The organism is Solibacillus ferritrahens (genome assembly GCF_037027585.1).
GTDB lineage: Bacteria > Bacillota > Bacilli > Bacillales_A > Planococcaceae > Solibacillus > Solibacillus ferritrahens.
Genome location: NZ_JAXCLE010000014.1, coordinates 83,063 through 103,201, shown reverse-complemented (window position 1 = coordinate 103,201; position 20,139 = coordinate 83,063). Strand labels below are relative to the sequence as shown.

Sequence of the window (20,139 nt, the reverse complement as noted above, 5' to 3'; positions counted from 1 at the left end):
ATGATGTTCTCCCGTTCTTAAATCGTATGGTCAGTATAACGAGGATTTCTAGTAATGAAAATAGAAAAAACCCGAATAGGTCACTTTTTTTTAAAGTGTCCACTATTCGGGGTTCAGTTCACCCTTTGAAATAACTAATTTTCAATTTTATTACTTCCCCAATAAGGATTTTCACTTTTAAGCCACCATAAGGAAAGGATAAACCAGCTATAGCCAAGTAACCAGCCTGCTATCACATCAGAAGCAAAATGACGAGCCTCTGCTATACGTGAAAGCCCGATTAATATAGCCAATAGGATGGCTATGATCCAAATGATAAACGACGCGCTCTTAGAAGTGATAACTCGGTTCAATACATAGGCGATGGTGATTAAATACAGCAAACCATGCACTGCATGTCCTGAGGGAAAGCTATAAGTTGAGAGTTGATCCACAATATCTGGACGAGGCCGTTCAATTACGCGTTTTAATAACTGATATAATGCATAACCTCCACCTACGGAAAAAATAACAAAAACCATCAATTTAAGGTCTTTTTTACGAATCAAAATAAAAATCCATAAAACGATTGTGACAGCAAAAATAAACTTAGTTTCACCTAAATAATGAAACATTGTAATAAATTTATTACCAAATAATAAATCCGATGCTTTACTGTCAAAAGCTTGAATGAATGAAGTTTTATACGTAGCCCATAAAATACAGAATACAACGAAAGAACAAACTGCTAACACATATGGCATTTTGTTTATTTTTTTATTCCTCTGCACTTGTGTCCTCCATTTCTGGAAATAGATCTTATTATGGCTTAGTTTGAATGAAATATACTATTATTTATCACGTATTGGTATTCCAAATTATAAAGGAATATTGAAATGTTTAATTGAAAACAACATGATATAGACAATGGAGGAATGTTGAGGATGAAATTGATAATCGCTTTTTTAGCACTGATCGGTGGTGCGGCAGTTGCCATACAAAGTCAGATAAATGCACAGTTAAGTAAAAAAGTTGGCTTATTGGAAGGTGCGACTACTTCATTCTTGGTGGGGGCTGTTGCGCTATTCTTTTTAGCTTTCTTTTTTGGGAAAGGAAATTTTTTAAATGTATTTAATGTACCAAAATGGCAGTTAATTGGTGGATTACTAGGAGCATTATTTATTGTCGTTAACATTTTTTCTGTCAACCTTATCGGTGTTGCCGCAACCCTTATGGCAGTCGTTATTGGTCAGATTGTAGTCGGTGCAATTATTGATCATTTTGGACTCTTTGGTGGGGAAGTATTTCCACTAAATACCACCAAATTCATTGCCCTTACGTTAATGTTCGTCGGAATATATTTGTTTAATAAAGCATAATGACGAATGGTGGTTTGGAAGAAAATCGATTCCATTTTATACTTACATATCTTGAAAATAGAATAATTAGAAAGGTCCTGTATCTGATGTATAGGGCTTTTTTGTCATGTACTAAATAACTACCTTCACCTACAAAAAAGGGATGAAAATCCGCTGAATGAATTACCTTATAAATATCATTTTTGTAAAATTTTATGAAACTTTATTTATTTCTGTCCGTAGATATAGTTAAGGGAGACATTGTGCTAATGAAGAGTTAACGTAAGGTGGTATTCTTTTGAAAAAAATATTTTTAATTTTAGCTGTTTCCGTCGCTGTTTGTTTTATATATTTTTATAAATCACCCGTACTAAGTTCAGACGCAGCTTTATTCCATGCAGAAAATTATTTATTAAATCCTGATGAAGAATGGGGAACGGTATCATTCAATGGGCTGGAAGGAATTCCGGAAGAAAATATCGGTGTAAATCTTTCGCAAAAATCTGGATTTTGGAATGAATTATTAAATAGAATGCAGTGGGAAGTGTCGATAAAATCACCTGAAATGAATTCAACTATTGTGTTAGATGCACATACTGGGAAATTCATAGATTATTTTGGGGCATTTAGCTAATTTCAAGTTGAATTTTAGTGATTATATGAAACCATGTTAGATCTTTATTTAAATTAAAGGGGGAATTAAAATGAAGACCAATTACTCGCCTCGTCTAGTTTTATCAATAATAGCCATATTAATTCTGATCAGTACACCTGTTTTCGGACTAATCTTTCCTATTTTTTATGTTCAAACATTTATTTATGATCCATCGACAATTGTACTCTATCCAGGTAGTACAAATTATAGAATAGTAATGGCTGCCTGTTTAATATTAATTATTGGATTGATGATCCCTATAATTAAACAGAATAAATTTACTTATAGCCTCATGACTGCTTTTATAGCTGGTGGCCTCTTTGTTTTTTATTTATCGATTTTAACTTATACCTATATAGGAAAAGAACAGGTCGTTTCAAATCATTTGTTCGATGAAAAAACGTTTCAATGGGCTGAAATTGATGAAGTAGTATTAGAATTTTATGCGGATGACATCGGTAACCATGAAGAATATATCTTTACTTCAGTTGATGGGAGTTCTCTTCGAATTCCTGTAACTAAACAGTATCTACAGGAAGATAAAAGTGAAATTTATAGGATAGCTAAAGAAAATAATGTCCGGTTTATTGAACAGGAAAAGAAGTAAGGGCTTTTCAGTTTGTCATATTTAGCTTTATAAATTTTTAGGAGGTCATCATGGAATTTTATAAATTTAATAAAGAGAGTGGCAAAAAGATTTCACAATTTAATTCGGATTTTATTATTTCCCGTATTATTGAAACAACTAAAGTAACGAACATTGGGTGTATGCACTTCGATCAAAATGGAATAGTAGGCTATCATAAAGCAGTAGTTCCTCAACTCCTCTTAATTTTGAACGGAGAGGGATATGTTCGGAATGAAAAAGAAGAATATTTTAAAGTTACGACTGGGGATGCTGTTTTTTGGGAGAAAGACGAATGGCACGAAACGAAAACGGATGCGGGGTTAACGGCTATAGTCATTCAAAGTGAGGAATTGACTCCTGGTTTATTTATGCCCCTAAAGTACGATAGTAAAAGTTTGAATTCTTAATGCCAAAAGGAGATTCATATGGAGGAATTATTAAATAAAGCGCGGGTAGTAGCAACTAAGGCTGTAATAGATGCTGGGAATATAGCAAAAGACCGTTTTGGTAACGTTACGAGTATGGAAGAAAAAGATGATTTTGGGGATATAATAACTGAAGTAGATCATTTAGCTGAAGCTGTAATATTAAACTCATTAACTAGTGCTTTTCCTGATCATAAAATACATAGTGAAGAAGCAGGGGATAATGGCTTACAAAGTGAGTGGTTATGGCAAGTGGACCCATTGGACGGAACGAATAATTTTGCTATTGGGCTACCTGTATTTACTTCTTCTATAACGCTATTATATAAACACGAACCGGTTCTTGGTGTTATCTATGAACCTATGGTAGATCGGTTATTTATATCTAGTGTAAACGGTGGTTCATTTTGTAATGATACAGCATTAAAAGTTATGAAGAGAGATCATCCGAAAAAGTTTACGATTGCTTGGATACAAGGTCACAAAGTGCAGAATGATGAAAAGGCTGTAATATTACGACAATATATCGATGTGAATTGTAAAAGGATGATGAGGCTCTGGGCTCCTACTCTGCAGTGGTGTATGCTTGCAAAAGGCGATATAGACGGAATTATCCTTTACAACTCTGAAGGGGATGATTTGTATTCTGGCATACTGATGGTAAAAGAAGCAGGGGGTATTGTCATTGACTTTGAAGGTAATGACTTTACAGGTATGAGCAATGAACCTTACCTGATTGCTTGCCATCCAGACAATAAGGATTATTTCATAGATATGGTTAGAAAAGGATTAAATAGTTCTAGATAATCGCTACATATATTTTAAAAAATATGGGCTGTTTCTTAAAGAGTGGTGCTATTAGACAACCCTTTTTTAAAATCAAGGAGGTTGGATATGACACAGCAAAGAAGTGTTAAAGGTCTATTAATTTATCTCTTTATTGGAATTATTGCAATGTTTCCCTTATATCTTCTGGCACTATCGACATTAACGGCAAACCCGATCCAATTAGAACAATTACGTGAAATGATGGGGATTTCTGTACAACCTAAATTGTTAGCGTTAATCTCCGTAATCCCCAATTATATTTTATTAATTATTGCACTTGTTATTGGATTTTTTACTGCACATAAAGTTGGTTTGAAATCTGTGATTATTCATCCGAATGCTAGAGCACAGTCAAAGGCAGAGTGGATAAAAGGGATTAAACTAGCCATAATATTAGGTTCGATTGCAGGTGTCGTTATAAGAGGATTCGATTATCTTTTAGAACCTCTCTTAACAGAAAGTATAAAAGAATTAATACGACCTTATAGTGCTTCAGAATTTATGACCGCTTTACTCTACGGAGGGATTGTTGAGGAACTACTAATCCGGTTTGGTTTTATGAGTTTGCTAGTTTTTATTCTCTGGAAACTATTTGATCGAAAATCAGTAAAACCTGCTAACTGGATCTTTATCATTGCCATCTTTGTTAGCACATTATTATTTGCATTAGGTCATTATGGCGCAACCGCAAATGCAACAGAAATGACAGCATTCATTTGGTTCCGAATGATTTTCTTGAATGGTTTTGCCGGCTTGTTCTTTGGGTGGATTTATTGGAAGCACAATCTGGAGCTTGCCATGCTTGCACATATGTTTGCACATATTTCCATGAATTTACTTATGTTGATTTACTCTTTTTTTATATAAAAATATCAATAAAGGACATAACTTTATCACCAAATAAGTTATGTCCTTTAATATTAGCTGAAATAAGCATCTCTATAAGCGCTAATCATAAGTCTGAACTAAAAATCCATTTTCCTCATCCCATTCAGCATAATATATTTTCTTGAGGTTTTCATAGCCTTCATCTTTTAATGACTTAATGACCCATTGCTCATCTTTCCCTATTTTATCCAGGGCCTTTTCTTTTACACTACCTTTATCAACAAGAAGATGGGACAAAACATTACTTGAATTCTCCTTGGCTGATTCCTTTTTCATTATACTAATTTGTCCGCCAGGCTCTAAAAGAGCATATTTCACCTCTCTAAGAGTAAAAACCCCTTGCTGTCGCAATAAGGAGCGAAGCTGTTCGGGATCAATTCTCTTTTTTTGTAATTCTTTAATCTCAATGCAGCCATTATTAACGACAATGGCTGGTTCCCCTTTAATGACCGGGCGCAGTTTTTCAAACATCCGGACAAGGAAATTGACTATAACGTTAAGTACAGTCCATGCTCCAATAGTGATAAGAATAACCCAAATACTAACCTTATCATCATAAATAGCACTCGTAAGTATTCCACCGAGAATAATGATAAAGACAAAGTCGAAAGGGGTAACTTCAGAGAGTTCCTTATTCCCTAACAAGCGGATGACTAGCATAAGAGCTAAATATCCGACAATGACTTTAATGATAATCGTTGTTATCAATCCTCTTCACTCCTTTATCATCTTTGAATACCCTAGAAAAACTTCCTTTAATCTATTTTATTTTTTGGGAATTAAATGGGGTTAACTTAATTCTCATTTAGCCAAGCAATTAAAAAACAAAGGTTAACTCTCGCTATTTTGGGAAAGTAATTAAATATGACCGAAAAATATAAATAGGCTCTCTAACTGGCAAGTTAGAAAATCTATCAAGGAGGTTCATATTTTATGGATAATAAAGAGAGAACAGTTGGTGAATTGATGCTGGACCAACTATCTATGTTTGGCGTTAAACGGATATACGGGGTAGTGGGAGATACTACTTTCGGACTCATAGATGCACTGGCTAAGCAGAATAAAATACAATACATTGCTGTTAAGCATGAGTCGACAGCTGCTTTTATGGCGTCTGCAGAAGCAAAACTGACGGGCGGGCTTGGGGTATGCACCGCGACGATGGGACCTGGTGCAGCTAACCTTTTAAATGGGCTTGGTGATGCACATGCAGATAGAGCACCTGTACTCGCCATTACGGGACAGGCCCAAAGCGATAAAATCGGGACGGAATATCCACAATATATTGACCAACAGGAGCTAATGAAGCCCTTTGCTGCTTATTCTGCTAATCTGGCAAATCCAGATGCGACGATTGAGGTTCTGCAAAAAGCGGCAAGAACATCACTTGGACAGCGTGTAGTCACACATCTATCCATACCGAAGGACATTTTCATGATGCCGGCTAAAGGGGAGCCGCGTCCATTGCCTAATGTAATAGAAGGGGCTTCCAACTTCACGAAAGAAAGCTTGGAACACGCAATCGGAATAATGAAAACAGCCAAGCAGCCAATGATTCTAGCAGGCTTAGGCGCCACGTCCGTATCAGAGGAGTTGGAAAAATTAGCAGATTTGTGGGGAGCTGGAATTCTGACAAGCTTAGGTGGCAAAGGCTTATTTAATGAATCTTCAGAGCTCGTTCTGCAAGGTATAGGCGAAGGCGGTAATCCTTATGCTGCGGATTTATTTAAAGACTCAGATGTAGTACTTCTTGCGGGCACAACTTGGTGGCCAGAAGGGTATGTGCCAACTAATGCAAGGATTATTCAGATTGACCGCCAATTCGATAAGTTTGTAAAAGAAATTCCAACTGAGCTTGGCATCATGGGGAAAACAGAAGAAGTTGTACCATTCTTATTGGAGAGCATGCAAGAATTCTCCCATTCTGAAGATTGGGTAATCCGTTGCAAGAAAGTTAAAGAAAAATGGGCGGAGCAAAATGAGAAGGAAGGTAGTACTTCTGGTTATCCTGTCCATCCTTCCCGAATTATGCACGCATTGGACAGAACAGTGGCACCGGATGCCATTCTTGCACTGGATACAGGAGATAATACAGTGTGGACGAATCGGAACTTCCGACAAAAGGGGCAATCTGTTTTATTCTCTGGCTACTGGCGGACACTAGGTTTTGGACTTCCAGCTGCAATGGCAGCCAAGCTTATCCAACCTGAAAAACAAGTAGTGGCAATTGTCGGTGACGGAGGACTACAAATGGTACTTGCTGATTTATTGACAGCTACCCGATATGGACTCAATATTACGGTCGTTGTGTTAAATAATGAGAGTCTGCAAATGGAAAGAGACAAATTAAAAGTAGCTGAGAAGGAAGAAGTAGGGGTAGATTTAACCAACCCAGATTTTGTGAAATTGGCAGAAGCTTGCGGTTGGAAAGGACTACGCCCCGCTTCAGATTCTGAACTGGAATCGGTAATGGAAGAGGCACTTAATACAAATGCGCCTACACTGGTAGATGTTCGTACAGCCCAGGTATTTTTCCCAGAAACAAACTAAAAAGAGGTGGTGATCGAATGGATGGTCACCACTTCACTTATTAGAGATATTATCTATTTCAATACAATGCGTAGGATAGCTTTTAGCTGTTTAAAGTGAATGAACACAGGGTATTCAAAGGAATGTAACACAAATTAGTAAAGGAATAGGTTTTCAGATTTTTCCTTACTATCAAAACTAGATTAGGAGATGATTTTTGATGGGAAACACACATCTAACAGATCCACGTAAGAAATATCATACAGGAAACTTCCCGGATCAAGAACAGAACACTCCAGCGCTCCAAAAAGATATGAGCCCAAAACCTGATTGCGGAGAACAATCTTATAAAGGTCACAATCGCCTAGAAGGGCGCAACGCCTTGATTACAGGTGGTGATTCCGGAATTGGCCGTGCCGCTGCTATTGCCTATGCACGTGAAGGGGCAAATGTAGCGATCCAGTTCTTCCCTGGTGAAGAAAAGGATGCTAATGAAGTGAAAGAATTAATTGAAAAAGAAGGCAAAAAAGCATTACTGCTACCTTATGATCTGCGAGAAGATGGCGCAGCGACTGAAATTGTAACAAAAACAGTGGAAGCTTTTGGCGGTTTGGACACGCTCGTATTAAATGCGGCGCAGCAAATTGCACAACCTTCCCTAAGTGAAATAACAATCAAACAAGTGGAGGATACTTTCAAAGTAAACATTATCAGTATGTTTGAGACGGTTAAAGCAGCTGAAGAGTATCTAGAACCAGGTAGTGCCATTATTACAACGACATCGGTTCAATCATTTAATCCGTCCACACAATTACTAGATTATGCCTCTACAAAAGGTGCAATCAGTAACTTTACGGTAACGCTCTCCTCATACTTTGCTTCTAAAGGAGTACGTGTTAATGGGGTGGCACCAGGACCAATTTGGACACCGCTTCAGTTAGATAACGGACAATTGGAAGGTAGTATCCCTGAGTTTGGCCAAAACTCTCCACTTGGTCGTGCTGGACAGCCGGTAGAACTTGCACCGGTATATGTTCTTCTAGCTTCTGATGAAGGAAGTTATATTACTGGTCAAATTTATGGAGTAACAGGTGGCGAGTCAATAGACTTGTAATCTTAATTGTAAGACACAGTAAAAAATCTTAATAAATAGTAGGAAAAATAGTGCTACTTTTTTCTGCTTCAACAAAAGGGCGTTAATCCAACAAGGATTAATGCCTTTTTTGTGGAATTTATTATATTAATGAAATTCTTTGGCTTCCCTAGAAAGAGGTGTGGTAGGCGTTAAGGATTTAACCCAACTTATAAAGAATCTTCAAAAGTAGAAAAGGAGCTAGTTGATGTGTATGGGACTTGAAAACAGACATCTAGAAAGTGATACATTATTACCAAATCATCGAGATATTTTATTGGTAAATGCTTTAAAAGACTTAACATCTGATTCGGATGTTTTAGCAATTTACTTAGCGGGTTCATTAGCAAGAGGAACCTTTGACAATTAACGTTGATTTCTACTTTTCCAGAAATTCTTAGACTGAATAAATATTTGAGTAGGCAAGTTGGTATAGAAGAAAATGAAGAGCATATCAAAAAAATTCTTAAACTGGTGTATTAGGGGGAGCAACAAATTGAACTTATTCAATATCATCAAAAACGATCCGAAATATTGGCTTGTTGATCAAATCAATAAAGAGGATATTCCAAAAGAAGAATACATACATCAATTCACAAAAATCCTGGAGGAATGGGATCATCTGGGGATTGGCTATTTATCTTTACTGATGGATGAACATTTTGAAAGCTGGCTGCTTCAAAAAAAGTTCAGCAAGATTTCCAGTATTGTCGAGTACACAAGGAAACTTGAAGATTTACCACAAATAGATGATCAAATTGTTTGGCATTCACTTTCTGAAGGAATAATGGATGACCGAGAATATGCGGAATTGTATGATCTATGTCGAATGGGTTCTGCCAATAAAAATATAAAGCAGCCCATTGATCAAGTTATGCATTCTATTAAAAATGAGTTGGGACCTGAGTGGCGCAAGTATTGCTATTATTTCACGAAGAATGAAACTTTAATAGGGATAAGTATTCCTCATATTGAAATGGGGACAGATGACGAAGGAAGATTGTTTTACTTCGGCGTAGTGCCGAATTTAAGAGGGCAAGGCCTGGGAAGAACTATTCATAAAATTACTCTCGCATTACTCAAGAATTTCCATGCCAGCTATTACGTCGGCAGTACCGACGTAAGTAATTCTTATATGATTAAAATCTTTGAGGAAAATGGATGCGAACTCCGTGATCGGAAAGGGATTTATAAAATAGATAAAAACAAATTATAATTTTTTAGGGGAGGCATATGCAGTTTAGGGATACACAAGTAGTTGAAAAATGCTGAGAAACCAACAATTCTTGGCTGCTATAACTTAATGTACAAGCGATTTTAGAGAAAGTATAGAGCGGGGGAACACACATTGCTTAGATTATATTTAGTGAGACATGGTCAAACAGAGTGGAATATTCAAAAAAGGATGCAAGGCTGGAAAGATTCAGCGTTAACTGAGCAAGGGGTTAATAACGCAATTGCATTAGGAAAAAGGTTAGAAGGGGTAGAATTTGTTGCTGCTTATTCAAGTACCAGTGAAAGAACAATTGAAACAGCTAAATTAATTATTGGGGAAAGAAATTTACCAATTAGTACGAATGAAAACTTGAGAGAAATGTATTTGGGTGAATGGGAGGGTAAAACTCATGAAGAAATAAAGGTTTCATACCCTGAGCAATATAAAAATTTTGGGAAGAAACCAGCCCTTTATGAACCAGCTGGTGGTGAGACCTTTGAGCAGCTTACAAACAGGGCTATTAATGTATTAAATTACATTATTTCAGAACATGAATCTGGAAATATATTGGTTATTACTCATTCTGTTATTCTAAAATCTTTATTAATGCATGCAAAAGGAAGGAACATTACAGATTTATTGGCACCACCATTTATACACGACACAAGTCTTTCAATAATGGAAATAAAAAATGGAGAATATTGTATTTTATCTGAAGGGGACATAGCGCATTTAGATAAAGTCACTATTTCATAACATTTGAGTGAGATTGGTTAAAAAGATGGGGGGAAATAATTGGAATGCGCAAAGGATAATGGCTTTCAATTTCTGAATTCCTTGTTGTAAAAGAGACAGAAATATATACCTATCACCGATTGGCTGGATCATATGCTGTTATTAAATGTGATGACAAATATCTTTTATGTTATAACACTTTAAGAAAACAATGGGAATTACCAGCCGGGAAAAGGGAGATGGATGAAACACCAAATGATTGTGCAATAAGAGAACTTTACGAAGAAACTGGTCAAATAGTTCTGGATATAGAATTTAAAGGTTTGTTAAAAGTAAAAAACGTAATAAATAATGAAATTAAGTATAATCCTGTCTACTTTACTACTCTTGAAAAACTCCAACCATTTCAGAAAAATAATGAGACATTCGAAATTCGATTATGGGACTTAGAACAAAAGATTGGTCCAATAGATGAAATAGATTTAAAAATATTCGATTTTATAAATTAAGATAGTTCTTACCGGCTTTTGTGCTCACAGAATTTTACTTTTAACAATTTTATCCTACATAAGTCTTAAGAGATTTCATTGCATTTTTTTATAGATTTAATATTACTTGATTTTTCGCTCTTTTTAGAATATTTTTACATCCGTTAAGGGTAAAACTTATTCCAATATATACTATTGACCTTTTAAATTATACTTGATATTATTCTCCTATTGTTTTAAAAAAGAATAGATTTACCTTGTATAAATTCAAGAAGACGGCTTGAAAGTTTCTACCAGCTACCGATATTAGCTGACTACAAGGAATGGGAAATTATTGATTTTTTATTCCGCTTTATTGTAGAAAAAACTTTGGCCGATTGTGGTCAAAGTTTTTTTTTTATTAATAGAAAAATGCAATAGCTGAATACTAACATCAGAATGATTTCCGTTCATTCTTAACTTTGGCAAATAGGAGATTACAACATGAGAAACTTTTTTAAATTTGCAGAACGGAACACTTCCTATAAGCAGGAATCACTCGCAGGAATAACAACCTTCTTATCGATAGCTTATATATTAGTGGTAAATCCAATTATTCTAAGTCAATCCGGGATGGATAGTGGTGCTGTATTTACTGCAACTGCGCTTACTGCAATTATCGGAACACTACTTATGGGCTTACTTGCGAACTTTCCAATCGCTATTGCACCGAGTATGGGATTAAACTCATTCTTTACATTCACAGTATGTATTGGAATGGGTATTGATTGGCAAGTCACTTTAACAGGTGTATTTGTTGCCGGAATCATCTTCTTGATTTTAAGTTTATTTAAAATTCGCGAAAAAATTATTAACATTATTCCAAGTGATTTAAAGTTCGCAATCGCTGCTGGTATTGGATTTTTCATCACTTTTATCGGATTAAAAAATGGTGGCATTGTGCAAGCAGATCCAGACACATTTGTTAAGATTGGTGATTTAACTTCACCGATGACGTTATTAGCAATTCTAGGTATTTTCCTTACGATCATTATGTTAGTAAAAGGCATTAACGGCGGTATTTTCTACGCTATGGTCATTACTACAATTGTAGGTATGCTGTTCGGTAAAATCGAAGTACCATCTTCAATTGTTGGTAGTATCCCAAGCCTTGAACCGACATTTGGTGTTGTGTTTGGTCATTTAGATGAGATTTTCACGCCAGAAATCCTTACAGTTATTTTCACGTTTCTAATTGTAGCCTTCTTTGATACAGCGGGTGCATTAATTGGATTAACGAGTCAAGCAGGCATGATGAAGGACAATAAAATTCCGAATATCGGTAAAGGTTTACTTGCCGATTCTGCAGCGGGGGTAATTGGTGCTATTTTAGGTACATCAACACCTGCGACAAGCGTTGAATCTTCTGCAGGTATTGCTGTCGGAGGGAAAACCGGCTTTACATCTGTAGTCATTGCTGCTTGTTTTGTTGTTGCTTTATTCTTCTCGCCACTTGTTAGTGTTATTTCAGCGGAAGTAACTTCAGCTGCATTAATTATTGTAGGTGCACTAATGGCTATGGAGATCCGTAGAATTAACTGGACGAAGTTAGAAATCGTGATTCCTTCATTTTTAACAATTATTATGATGCCGTTAACTTCTAGTGTCGTTATCGGAATCGGATTAGGTTTTGTTCTATATCCAATTTGTTTAATCGCACAAAAGCGTTCTAAAGAAGTACATCCAATAATGTACGTGCTTTGTTTATTATTCATTTCATACTTTGCGTTTATCGTTTAGGAAAGAGAGTAAACAGCGCTAAATAATTTAAGGTTTCGTTACAAATATAGAAGAAAAAAGTACGGATAGATGAACAGGAAATAACTCCTGCATACATCTATCCTTTTTTTAGCTTTACGGAGACTACCTCAACAGTTAGCTACGTGTAGTCTTTCTCCACCCCTAAACCTTCATAACTTCTTTTAAACATAAAAATCATTTCAATTCAAAATAAAAGGATTTTAATATTTAGGAAAGAATATAACTATCAGGCACGATATTAATTAGCAGAAGAGGGCTCAAATGTGGAAAAAATTAATAAAATTATAAATTTATTAAAAAGTAATTATTTAATTAGTACAGATTTAAAGGCAGAAAATCTTAATAGCGGTACTACAAATAGCATTTTATATTTACTACTTGTCAATAAAAAACCAACATATGTGGTAAAAATGGATACAGCAAATATTATAAAGCCGACGCAACAATTTCTTACGGCTTATAGTGATACGAACTTACTTCCTAATATTATTTACACAGATCCAGAAGAACAATTTATTGTGTATGACTATATTGCAGGAGAAACACATTTTAATCGAGGCTCTAAAATAGACTGGATGACAATTTTAATAAAGCAACTATTTGATAAATATAGGAAGGTAGATGAAGATACCCCTTGGGGAAGAATAAACGGTACTTCTAAAAGCAGTTGGTCTGATTTTAATCAAAGTAGTCTGGAATATGCGCAGCAAAATATAGGAAAGGTTCTTTCATTAGATGATCATAAAAGGGTAGAACTTTTAGTAAATAAGTTAAAAGGATATAGCCATTTGGAAGAAAAATATTATTTACATGGAGATACTGGTGTACATAATTTTGTTTATTTAAATAACCAATTAAAAGGTGTGATTGATCCTTCACCAATAATTGGACCGAAAATTTATGATTTTACATATGCATTTTGTTCATCACCAGACAATCTAGATTTGAATACATTGCTTACATTGTTTGAGATGTGGAACAGTGATCTTAGCTATACCGAAGAAAGACTTTTAGATGAAGTGATTTTTCAATTATATACACGTATAGGGATATGTATTAAAGTGCACCCACATGATTTGCCGGAATATTTGGAAGTATGGGATCAATATAAAAAATATTTACCAAATAATTGAGTGTAACAATTAACTATTTACTTCCTCTATTTTGAAGCGACAAAATCCCTGGAACCTTTGTTATTTATTTCCGTCAAAATTACCAGTGATTTGTTAAATAATTATATAGGGGGAGTGTAGTTGTTTAAGTATGCACTGCAAATTATAATAGGAATCTTAACTTTTATGGTAGCAACTTTTATTGCATGGTATGAAGGAAGTGCACTTATAAATAATTCAATCGAATGGAAGTATTCCACACCGTTCACCAAATTGTTTAATATAGAGATAACGGCTGGACAGGATATTAGCCAACTTGATTATTTTGTTTATGCAGTAAAATTTCAACCTTTATTTCCAACTTTAATGATAGTAAGTATACTTTATATTCTAGGTGTAACTGGCTATTATCTCATCAAAAGTAAATCTAAATGGGCAATTGGTTTTTGGGGATTTATAGGTTTTATAATGATATTATTTAGTAGTTTGACTTTTAATGCATCAACGACTGGAGGTAGTATTTTCTTCTGGATTACTTCAATAAGCGGACTTTTATTTATAGCAGGTGCCGTTTTACTATCGTTAAGAAAGTTCAAACATAAAGGGTCGGGTCCTAACTTAATTAGTTAGTTTTACTAATATCAATTCTATGAACGGAAAAAGGTGAGTATTAAATGGAGTGTAAATCTTCGTTGAAAGAACAGTTATTTGCACTAGAGCAAAAATTGTTAAAACCAGAAATCAGGACATCAAAAGATGAGCTAACGAATCTGCTTGCAGAAACTTTTTTTGAATTTGGAAGTTCGGGGCAGGTATTGTACAAAGATGCGAATATTGGCGAGATGACACTAAGTTTAGTACGAATGAAAATAAGTGATTTTGAAATTCATTCATTATCTGAAGAAATAATTTTAACGACCTACCGAATTTATAATGAAGTAAATAACCAACATTCACTACGTAGCTCGATTTGGAAATTAATCGACGGACATTGGAAAATGCATTTTCATCAAGGGACAAAGGTTATTTCTTAACTTTAGCTTTGCAAGAAGGAGACGGGCTATGAAAAAGTTAGCGATTATTACAGTGGGTAAAACCCATTCTGGAAAAACGACATTTGCTCATGCTTTGGAAAAACAGTTAAGTAACTCTTTTGTGATGGATCAATGATAACCATGCTGAATTTATTAATACATACTATAAGAATTTACTACCGACACAAGGCCCTAATATACTTTAGCATTCCATCTCAAAGCATATACAAAGTTTGAGGAAGTACTTGCTAGACAACAGGCTGAAAAGGAAGATATAGTTAATCCAACAGAAGATGAAGCGGATTATTTATTTGTCATAAGAGACAATGATCAAGTTAATACAGTTATTCAAAAGATTATTCATATTGCTGAAAGGATGTGATGACTTTGAAAGCAGTCAAAAAAAATGAGTTTTTGGAATGGATAAAAGTGATCGGGATCGCACTTTTATTTGCCGTGGGAATTCGGATGTTCATATTAACACCTATTGTGGTGGATGGTGCTTCTATGATGCCAACAGTTGAAGATGGGGACAAAGTAATCGTAAATAAGATTGGGCCAAAATTAACAGAGTATAACCGATTTGATGTGATTGTATTTGAAGCAAAGGAAGATACAAATTATATCAAGCGTATTATCGGTATTCCTGGTGATCACATTGCCTATAAAAACGATGAACTTTTTATTAACGGTAAGAAATATGAAGAACCTTATTTAGAGGAATATAAAAAGGCGTTGATGGACAATGGTACACTCACTGAAGATTTTACAATGGAAGAGTATTTAGGTGAGGCAATCGTTCCAGATGGATACCTTTTTGTGCTAGGAGATAATCGTCGGAAAAGTATAGATAGTAGAGACCCAAACGTTGGTTTTGTTTCAAAGGATAAAATAATAGGTACAACAAATATTGTTTTCTTTCCATTAGATAAATTAAAGTTAATAAAATAATACAAAAAAGCTGTGTTAAATCTGGTAATGCCAGATTTTTTGACACAGTTTTTTTGTACTTTTAAATTGGATAGTTCGCGCAGCTTAACTTATCCCCATTCAACACGTGACCCATAGCAGGGAATTGGATATTTATGTTAAAATGTTGGAAAGTAGTTATGGGGGTACGGAAATGGAGAAACTACATGAAAAGATAAAGGAAATAGAATCAGATGAAGTGGGGAATACAAATGTGGAATTATGTATGGATGAAAAACGGAAGGAAGAACTGAATATTAAAGAAAATAGATTAATGATGAGACAAGCGGGCTTTATAGCTTTAATGGTAATCGTTTTTATACCATACTTTAAATTTTGTGCATACTTGTCAAATTTATTTTGGTTCAGTTATTTTACGTTTAACATTACAATGTTACTAGGTATTCCTTTTTCATACTTTGCTGCAAAATATATCGTTCGGGTAATAAAAAAATTATATAAATAAAGTATCTAGTATAGCGATAAATGGTTATTTAAAATTAACGGGTGCAATTGTAGCACTCTTTAAAAAGACCAACTTCTCAATAAAGTCTTGAGAAGTTGGTCTTTTCGTTATTATTTCCGATTATTTGGGGGTTGTTAATTTTTGTAGGAATAATTTATTTTTTTGTTCGAATTGTTATTTATATTTTAGGCTTTGTTAAATAATATTGTCTCTTTATGGTAAAAATAGGGGGACATCTGATTTGGACATTCCCCTAAATATTCATTTAAAGAACCTGTTATTTCCGGTTAATGAATGAACTGAACCAGTCCTAAATCAATACACATCCAAAACTAATATTTGGTTTTAAAATTTCTTATAAAGTAGCTACATCACGGGCTATTCCGATAAGGTACCATCTTCCTCCTCTTTCTTGGTAAATGAACCGCAATGATTGGAATGAATGCTCATTAATTCCCGGCGAATGGTATTCCACGTATTTGGCATCCGGATAATATTGATGAATGGTATTGAATACACCTGCAAAATTCTCTGCAGGTTCATTAAAAGTAATGATACTATATTCTACTTCTTCCATTCCCCAACTTTGTAATAGCATTTGTTGAACATATTCATTTAAGGACATTTCAATTTCTTTTTCTGATTCATCCATTCCCCACAAATACTTTGTATCATTATTTTCACTTATTTCCTTTTTTGATAAATTTACATATTGCCCTCCATAGCCAGCGGGATTACCAAAATCAGCATAAAAAGCAAAAGTGACGCCATGTTCTGGATCAACCATTTCAGAGATTTTTTCAAAATCAGACTCTTTTAACAGCGAAAGTATTTCTTCAGACAGTGCTAATAATTCCTTTTTTGTTTCTTTGGCTGGATGTATTTTTCCCATGTCATTAGCGGAAGAAACTGGCTTTTTGTCATCCCCGGCACAGCCATACAGCAATAGAAAACTAAGAACTATATAAGAGAGAACTCTAGTATTTTTCATTTTATCTCCAATTATTAACTAACATTTTTGGGGTATTTATAAGGCCATTATAAAGTATGATTTCTAAAAAACCATATTTTATTCTATAAATCTATAGGTGATTAAATGGGTGCTGCTCCGTATTATATTGGAAACATATTTAAAATACTCGGAAAGTTTATGTTAAAATTTGGTTATGTAATATTTTTCAAGAATGAGGGAGAGGCCCTTCATAAAATTTAATTCGATAAAATCGAGGTGGCATAATTGCAAAGAGAAAAATCAGAAATAATAGAGCATCATCAAAACTTTCTTCTATTTTTGCAAAGAATGAAAACCTTAGATGAATGTCTACTAAGAAAACCAATTGGAGAAAGAAAATGGTCCATCATCGAAATAGTTGGTCATTTTTACCCTTGGGATGAATTTGTTTTACAACACAGAATTCCATATTTATTAGCAGGTAAAAGCTTACCGAAAGCTCCAAGTGCCGAGGACTTTAACATTCATTCTTCATTTATTGCTAGAACTGAGACGATTGAAAAAACATTTGAAAAATGTATACGCATTCGGGAAGACTTATTAAATCAGTTAAACCAAATACCTGAAGAGAAATGGTTGATTAAACTGCAGATTAAGGATTCTACTTTAACACTTTATGAATATTTAAAAGGATTAATGGAACACGATATCCATCACATAAACCAAATGAAATTTACTTTAAACAAGGTGGATGAGGAGTGAAAGAGTATGAAATATATCACAGTAAAAAAATATAGTGGCAAATAGACCAAGTTGTATTTGTTGCTATCATTAATGCTGATAGTGAATTTCAATATTTTATATAGATAAGAATAAATAGGAATCTTAATTAGTAGCGGACACTTTTCTGTAATAAGAGAGGCGTCTTTTTTCATGCAATGATGGAGGGAAATTTGAATTTGAAAAATAATTGGTAAATTTTTAAGCCAAATGCTCTTCTTGTTTGTCTAATAAGTGTAAGACAAAAATGAAAGGAGGAATTGCGATGAATATTGGACGCTTAGTAAAAAAAGCTCAAAAAGGAAATGACAAAGCGTATTTAGAGCTTTTCCAACAATATGAAGCAGATATTTATCGAATGGCCTATGTCTATGTGAAAAATAAAAATGACGCTTTAGACGTCGTTCAAGAAGTAGCTTATCAGTCATTTAAAAATATTAGCACTTTAAATAAACCGGAATATTTCAAGACATGGCTTATGAAAATTACGATTAATTGTGCACTGAACGTAATAGATAAAAATAAAAAAGTGGTTCAACTCATTCCTCAATTTGAAGTACATACAAGGGAGGAAGTAGAAGATATTGAAACTTCTTTATCTTTACGAGAACTTATGGATACTTTGCATGAAGATGAGAAAAGCGTGATTTTACTAAAGTATTATAATGACCGGACGTTAAAGGAAATTTCGGAGATTTTAGAAATTCCACTTGGAACCGCAAAGTCCATATTATATCGTGCCTTAAATAAACTTCGCCAAAATTTAAAGGAGGTAGAGAACTATGGAAAATAATTTTAAACAAGAAATAGAAAAAATTGAAATCCCATTTCAACTTCATGAAAGAAGTAAGAAAGGTATCCAGGAAGCTAAATCGGAAATGGGTGGAACAGTGAAACGTTTTGTGAAAAAGCGTATAGCTATTACCGTCATTGCAGCTTGTTTAATGGTACCTACAGGAGCATTTGCGTATCAGTCGTTACTTGCGGATGATTTATATGGTTCTTTCGATAACGTGAAAAAGCATATCGCAAATATCACAATGAAAAGTTATTTATTATTTGATGCCAAATTATCTCAAGCAAAAGGTGACTTAGGAAAAGAGCAATACGAACAATTTAAAGAAGTACTATATGTAATTACAAATGCAAAACTTGAATTTGGCGATAAAAATGGAAATATCGATTATTCTCAAGTCCCAAGCGAAAATCTGGAGGAAATTAAAGCAGCCCTCTATGACATCCAACCTTACTTTGATAAATTAAACGATGAACTATCTAGTAAAGAGGTTTTGACAGCTGAAGAATTTGAACAATACATTCAGGCTTTAATAACATATGAAACGGTTATGGCTAAAACCGGCGTCTCCTCACCACCAGAAATCGAGATGGTCCCAATAGATTTACGAGAAGCGTTTATGAATGCTCGAAATGTTCTGGAATATGTGAATGAAAAACAAAGGAAAAATTAACTGGGTACATCAACTTTCAATATTTGAAATATTGATAATTATTTATTTTCAGATTATAATATTAGGAATTTAAGAAAAGGTGGTCATACCTATGGAAAAATTACGAAAAAATTCTTCTAAATAATATTTTAGGAGGATAAAAATGGAATTTAAAATAAAAGACGAAAAAAACATTCCCATCAACCAATTGAAGGCCTTATATGTAGATGTTGAATGGTATGCGTATACCAACGATTTAGATTTATTACAGCAAGCATGTTTGCAATCACTAGATGTCATCTCAGTTTGGCAGGAAGAAAAACTACTTGGCTTAGTTCGTGTTGTTGGTGATGGACTAACGATTATCTATATTCAAGATATACTCGTATTAAATGCATATCAAAATCAGGGAATTGCAACATTGCTTATGCAACATGTTCTTAATAAATATAAAAGTGTTAGACAAAAAGTTTTGTTAACGGAAGAAGCGCCAGACGTTCGGCACTTTTATGAGAAAAATGGATTTATTTCATGCGATCAAGGCACTTTAGTCTCTTTTGCTAAATTGGATTGATATGTAACTGTATATAAATATTTTAATTTATTGGGCGCGATTCTATATAATAGAGTCAGCGCTCATTTTTGTTAATAAATTGAAAATAAATAGGGAATTTATGTTAAAATCTACAGGGATTACTTTTATAAACAGAAAAAATT

General features: G+C 34.3%; 25 protein-coding genes, 1 pseudogene and 1 riboswitch. Of the genes and pseudogenes, 23 read left to right on the top strand and 3 right to left on the bottom strand.

Going from position 1 to position 20,139, the window contains the following annotated elements:
• Nucleotides 1-134: 134 nt before the first annotated feature.
• Nucleotides 135-770, bottom strand: coding sequence for a phosphatase PAP2 family protein (locus SNE38_RS14100; RefSeq protein ID WP_336046728.1), 636 nt, complete (start codon nucleotides 768-770; stop codon nucleotides 135-137).
• Between the two features lie 153 nt (nucleotides 771-923).
• On the opposite strand from SNE38_RS14100, the gene SNE38_RS14095 reads away from it, so the two are divergent.
• The 6 genes from SNE38_RS14095 to SNE38_RS14070 all read left to right on the top strand — a co-directional run bounded on the left by SNE38_RS14095 (nucleotide 924) and on the right by SNE38_RS14070 (nucleotide 4,740).
• On the top strand, nucleotides 924-1,358 hold the full coding sequence (locus SNE38_RS14095; protein WP_336046727.1) for a DMT family transporter: 435 nt from the start codon (nucleotides 924-926) through the stop codon (nucleotides 1,356-1,358).
• A gap of 277 nt (nucleotides 1,359-1,635) precedes the next feature.
• On the top strand, nucleotides 1,636-1,971 hold the full coding sequence (locus SNE38_RS14090) for a hypothetical protein (protein ID WP_191703926.1): 336 nt from the start codon (nucleotides 1,636-1,638) through the stop codon (nucleotides 1,969-1,971).
• Nucleotides 1,972-2,041: 70 nt separating this feature from the next.
• A complete protein-coding gene (locus SNE38_RS14085; protein WP_191703925.1) occupies nucleotides 2,042-2,599 on the top strand; it encodes a hypothetical protein in 558 nt (185 codons plus the stop codon).
• Between the two features lie 50 nt (nucleotides 2,600-2,649).
• Nucleotides 2,650-3,027 carry a cupin gene (locus SNE38_RS14080; protein WP_336046726.1) on the top strand — a complete coding sequence of 126 codons (378 nt, stop codon included), beginning with the start codon at nucleotides 2,650-2,652 and terminating at the stop codon, nucleotides 3,025-3,027.
• Nucleotides 3,028-3,045: 18 nt separating this feature from the next.
• Nucleotides 3,046-3,852 carry an inositol monophosphatase family protein gene (locus SNE38_RS14075; RefSeq protein ID WP_336046725.1) on the top strand — a complete coding sequence of 269 codons (807 nt, stop codon included), beginning with the start codon at nucleotides 3,046-3,048 and terminating at the stop codon, nucleotides 3,850-3,852.
• Nucleotides 3,853-3,939: 87 nt separating this feature from the next.
• Nucleotides 3,940-4,740 carry a CPBP family glutamic-type intramembrane protease gene (locus SNE38_RS14070; RefSeq protein ID WP_336046724.1) on the top strand — a complete coding sequence of 267 codons (801 nt, stop codon included), beginning with the start codon at nucleotides 3,940-3,942 and terminating at the stop codon, nucleotides 4,738-4,740.
• Nucleotides 4,741-4,821: 81 nt separating this feature from the next.
• Here the strand turns inward: SNE38_RS14070 and SNE38_RS14065 are convergent, their stop codons facing one another.
• Nucleotides 4,822-5,469, bottom strand: a complete 648-nt coding sequence (locus SNE38_RS14065; protein WP_191703921.1) for a DUF421 domain-containing protein — start codon at nucleotides 5,467-5,469, stop codon at nucleotides 4,822-4,824.
• 225 nt (nucleotides 5,470-5,694) lie between these two features.
• Between SNE38_RS14065 and SNE38_RS14060 the strand changes: the two genes are divergently transcribed.
• From SNE38_RS14060 to SNE38_RS14000, 13 genes and pseudogenes are all read left to right on the top strand, one after another.
• Nucleotides 5,695-7,311 carry a thiamine pyrophosphate-binding protein gene (locus SNE38_RS14060; protein ID WP_336046723.1) on the top strand — a complete coding sequence of 539 codons (1,617 nt, stop codon included), beginning with the start codon at nucleotides 5,695-5,697 and terminating at the stop codon, nucleotides 7,309-7,311.
• 199 nt (nucleotides 7,312-7,510) lie between these two features.
• Nucleotides 7,511-8,404 (top strand): SDR family oxidoreductase, encoded by an 894-nt coding sequence (locus tag SNE38_RS14055; RefSeq protein ID WP_191703919.1) that lies wholly within the window; start codon nucleotides 7,511-7,513, stop codon nucleotides 8,402-8,404.
• 226 nt (nucleotides 8,405-8,630) lie between these two features.
• Nucleotides 8,631-8,792: a hypothetical protein gene (locus tag SNE38_RS14050; protein ID WP_336046722.1), complete on the top strand. Its 162-nt coding sequence runs from the start codon at nucleotides 8,631-8,633 to the stop codon at nucleotides 8,790-8,792.
• A 126-nt stretch (nucleotides 8,793-8,918) separates the two neighbouring features.
• Nucleotides 8,919-9,638 carry an N-acetyltransferase gene (locus SNE38_RS14045; protein ID WP_191703917.1) on the top strand — a complete coding sequence of 240 codons (720 nt, stop codon included), beginning with the start codon at nucleotides 8,919-8,921 and terminating at the stop codon, nucleotides 9,636-9,638.
• 132 nt (nucleotides 9,639-9,770) lie between these two features.
• The gene (locus SNE38_RS14040; RefSeq protein ID WP_336046721.1) at nucleotides 9,771-10,394 is read left to right on the top strand and encodes a histidine phosphatase family protein; all 624 of its coding nucleotides are present in this window, start codon (nucleotides 9,771-9,773) and stop codon (nucleotides 10,392-10,394) included.
• A gap of 119 nt (nucleotides 10,395-10,513) precedes the next feature.
• Nucleotides 10,514-10,882: an NUDIX domain-containing protein gene (locus SNE38_RS14035; RefSeq protein WP_225223776.1), complete on the top strand. Its 369-nt coding sequence runs from the start codon at nucleotides 10,514-10,516 to the stop codon at nucleotides 10,880-10,882.
• A 216-nt stretch (nucleotides 10,883-11,098) separates the two neighbouring features.
• A riboswitch (purine riboswitch) is annotated at nucleotides 11,099-11,198 on the top strand.
• 146 nt (nucleotides 11,199-11,344) lie between these two features.
• A complete protein-coding gene (locus SNE38_RS14030; protein ID WP_336046720.1) occupies nucleotides 11,345-12,640 on the top strand; it encodes an NCS2 family permease in 1,296 nt (431 codons plus the stop codon).
• Nucleotides 12,641-12,924: 284 nt separating this feature from the next.
• Nucleotides 12,925-13,794: a hypothetical protein gene (locus tag SNE38_RS14025; protein WP_191703914.1), complete on the top strand. Its 870-nt coding sequence runs from the start codon at nucleotides 12,925-12,927 to the stop codon at nucleotides 13,792-13,794.
• 120 nt (nucleotides 13,795-13,914) lie between these two features.
• On the top strand, nucleotides 13,915-14,403 hold the full coding sequence (locus SNE38_RS14020; RefSeq protein WP_191703913.1) for a YjdJ family protein: 489 nt from the start codon (nucleotides 13,915-13,917) through the stop codon (nucleotides 14,401-14,403).
• Between the two features lie 44 nt (nucleotides 14,404-14,447).
• Entirely contained in the window at nucleotides 14,448-14,807 is a 360-nt protein-coding gene (locus SNE38_RS14015; RefSeq protein WP_191703912.1) for a nuclear transport factor 2 family protein, read from the top strand.
• A 28-nt stretch (nucleotides 14,808-14,835) separates the two neighbouring features.
• A pseudogene (locus tag SNE38_RS14010) lies at nucleotides 14,836-15,189 on the top strand (hypothetical protein).
• Between the two features lie 5 nt (nucleotides 15,190-15,194).
• Nucleotides 15,195-15,758 (top strand): signal peptidase I, encoded by a 564-nt coding sequence (gene lepB, locus SNE38_RS14005; protein WP_404829018.1) that lies wholly within the window; start codon nucleotides 15,195-15,197, stop codon nucleotides 15,756-15,758.
• Between the two features lie 172 nt (nucleotides 15,759-15,930).
• Nucleotides 15,931-16,242, top strand: a complete 312-nt coding sequence (locus SNE38_RS14000; protein WP_191703910.1) for a hypothetical protein — start codon at nucleotides 15,931-15,933, stop codon at nucleotides 16,240-16,242.
• A 355-nt stretch (nucleotides 16,243-16,597) separates the two neighbouring features.
• Here the strand turns inward: SNE38_RS14000 and SNE38_RS13995 are convergent, their stop codons facing one another.
• Nucleotides 16,598-17,233: a hypothetical protein gene (locus SNE38_RS13995; RefSeq protein ID WP_191703909.1), complete on the bottom strand. Its 636-nt coding sequence runs from the start codon at nucleotides 17,231-17,233 to the stop codon at nucleotides 16,598-16,600.
• Nucleotides 17,234-17,479: 246 nt separating this feature from the next.
• Here SNE38_RS13995 and SNE38_RS13990 point away from each other — a divergent pair, with 246 nt between their 5' ends.
• The 4 genes from SNE38_RS13990 to SNE38_RS13975 all read left to right on the top strand — a co-directional run bounded on the left by SNE38_RS13990 (nucleotide 17,480) and on the right by SNE38_RS13975 (nucleotide 19,996).
• Nucleotides 17,480-17,956 carry a DinB family protein gene (locus tag SNE38_RS13990; RefSeq protein ID WP_191703908.1) on the top strand — a complete coding sequence of 159 codons (477 nt, stop codon included), beginning with the start codon at nucleotides 17,480-17,482 and terminating at the stop codon, nucleotides 17,954-17,956.
• A gap of 283 nt (nucleotides 17,957-18,239) precedes the next feature.
• On the top strand, nucleotides 18,240-18,767 hold the full coding sequence (locus SNE38_RS13985; protein WP_336046719.1) for a sigma-70 family RNA polymerase sigma factor: 528 nt from the start codon (nucleotides 18,240-18,242) through the stop codon (nucleotides 18,765-18,767).
• The gene (locus tag SNE38_RS13980; protein WP_336046718.1) at nucleotides 18,757-19,443 is read left to right on the top strand and encodes a DUF3600 domain-containing protein; all 687 of its coding nucleotides are present in this window, start codon (nucleotides 18,757-18,759) and stop codon (nucleotides 19,441-19,443) included. Before SNE38_RS13985 ends, SNE38_RS13980 begins: the two co-directional genes overlap by 11 nt.
• 142 nt (nucleotides 19,444-19,585) lie before the next feature.
• On the top strand, nucleotides 19,586-19,996 hold the full coding sequence (locus SNE38_RS13975; protein ID WP_336046717.1) for a GNAT family N-acetyltransferase: 411 nt from the start codon (nucleotides 19,586-19,588) through the stop codon (nucleotides 19,994-19,996).
• Nucleotides 19,997-20,139 lie beyond the last annotated feature (143 nt).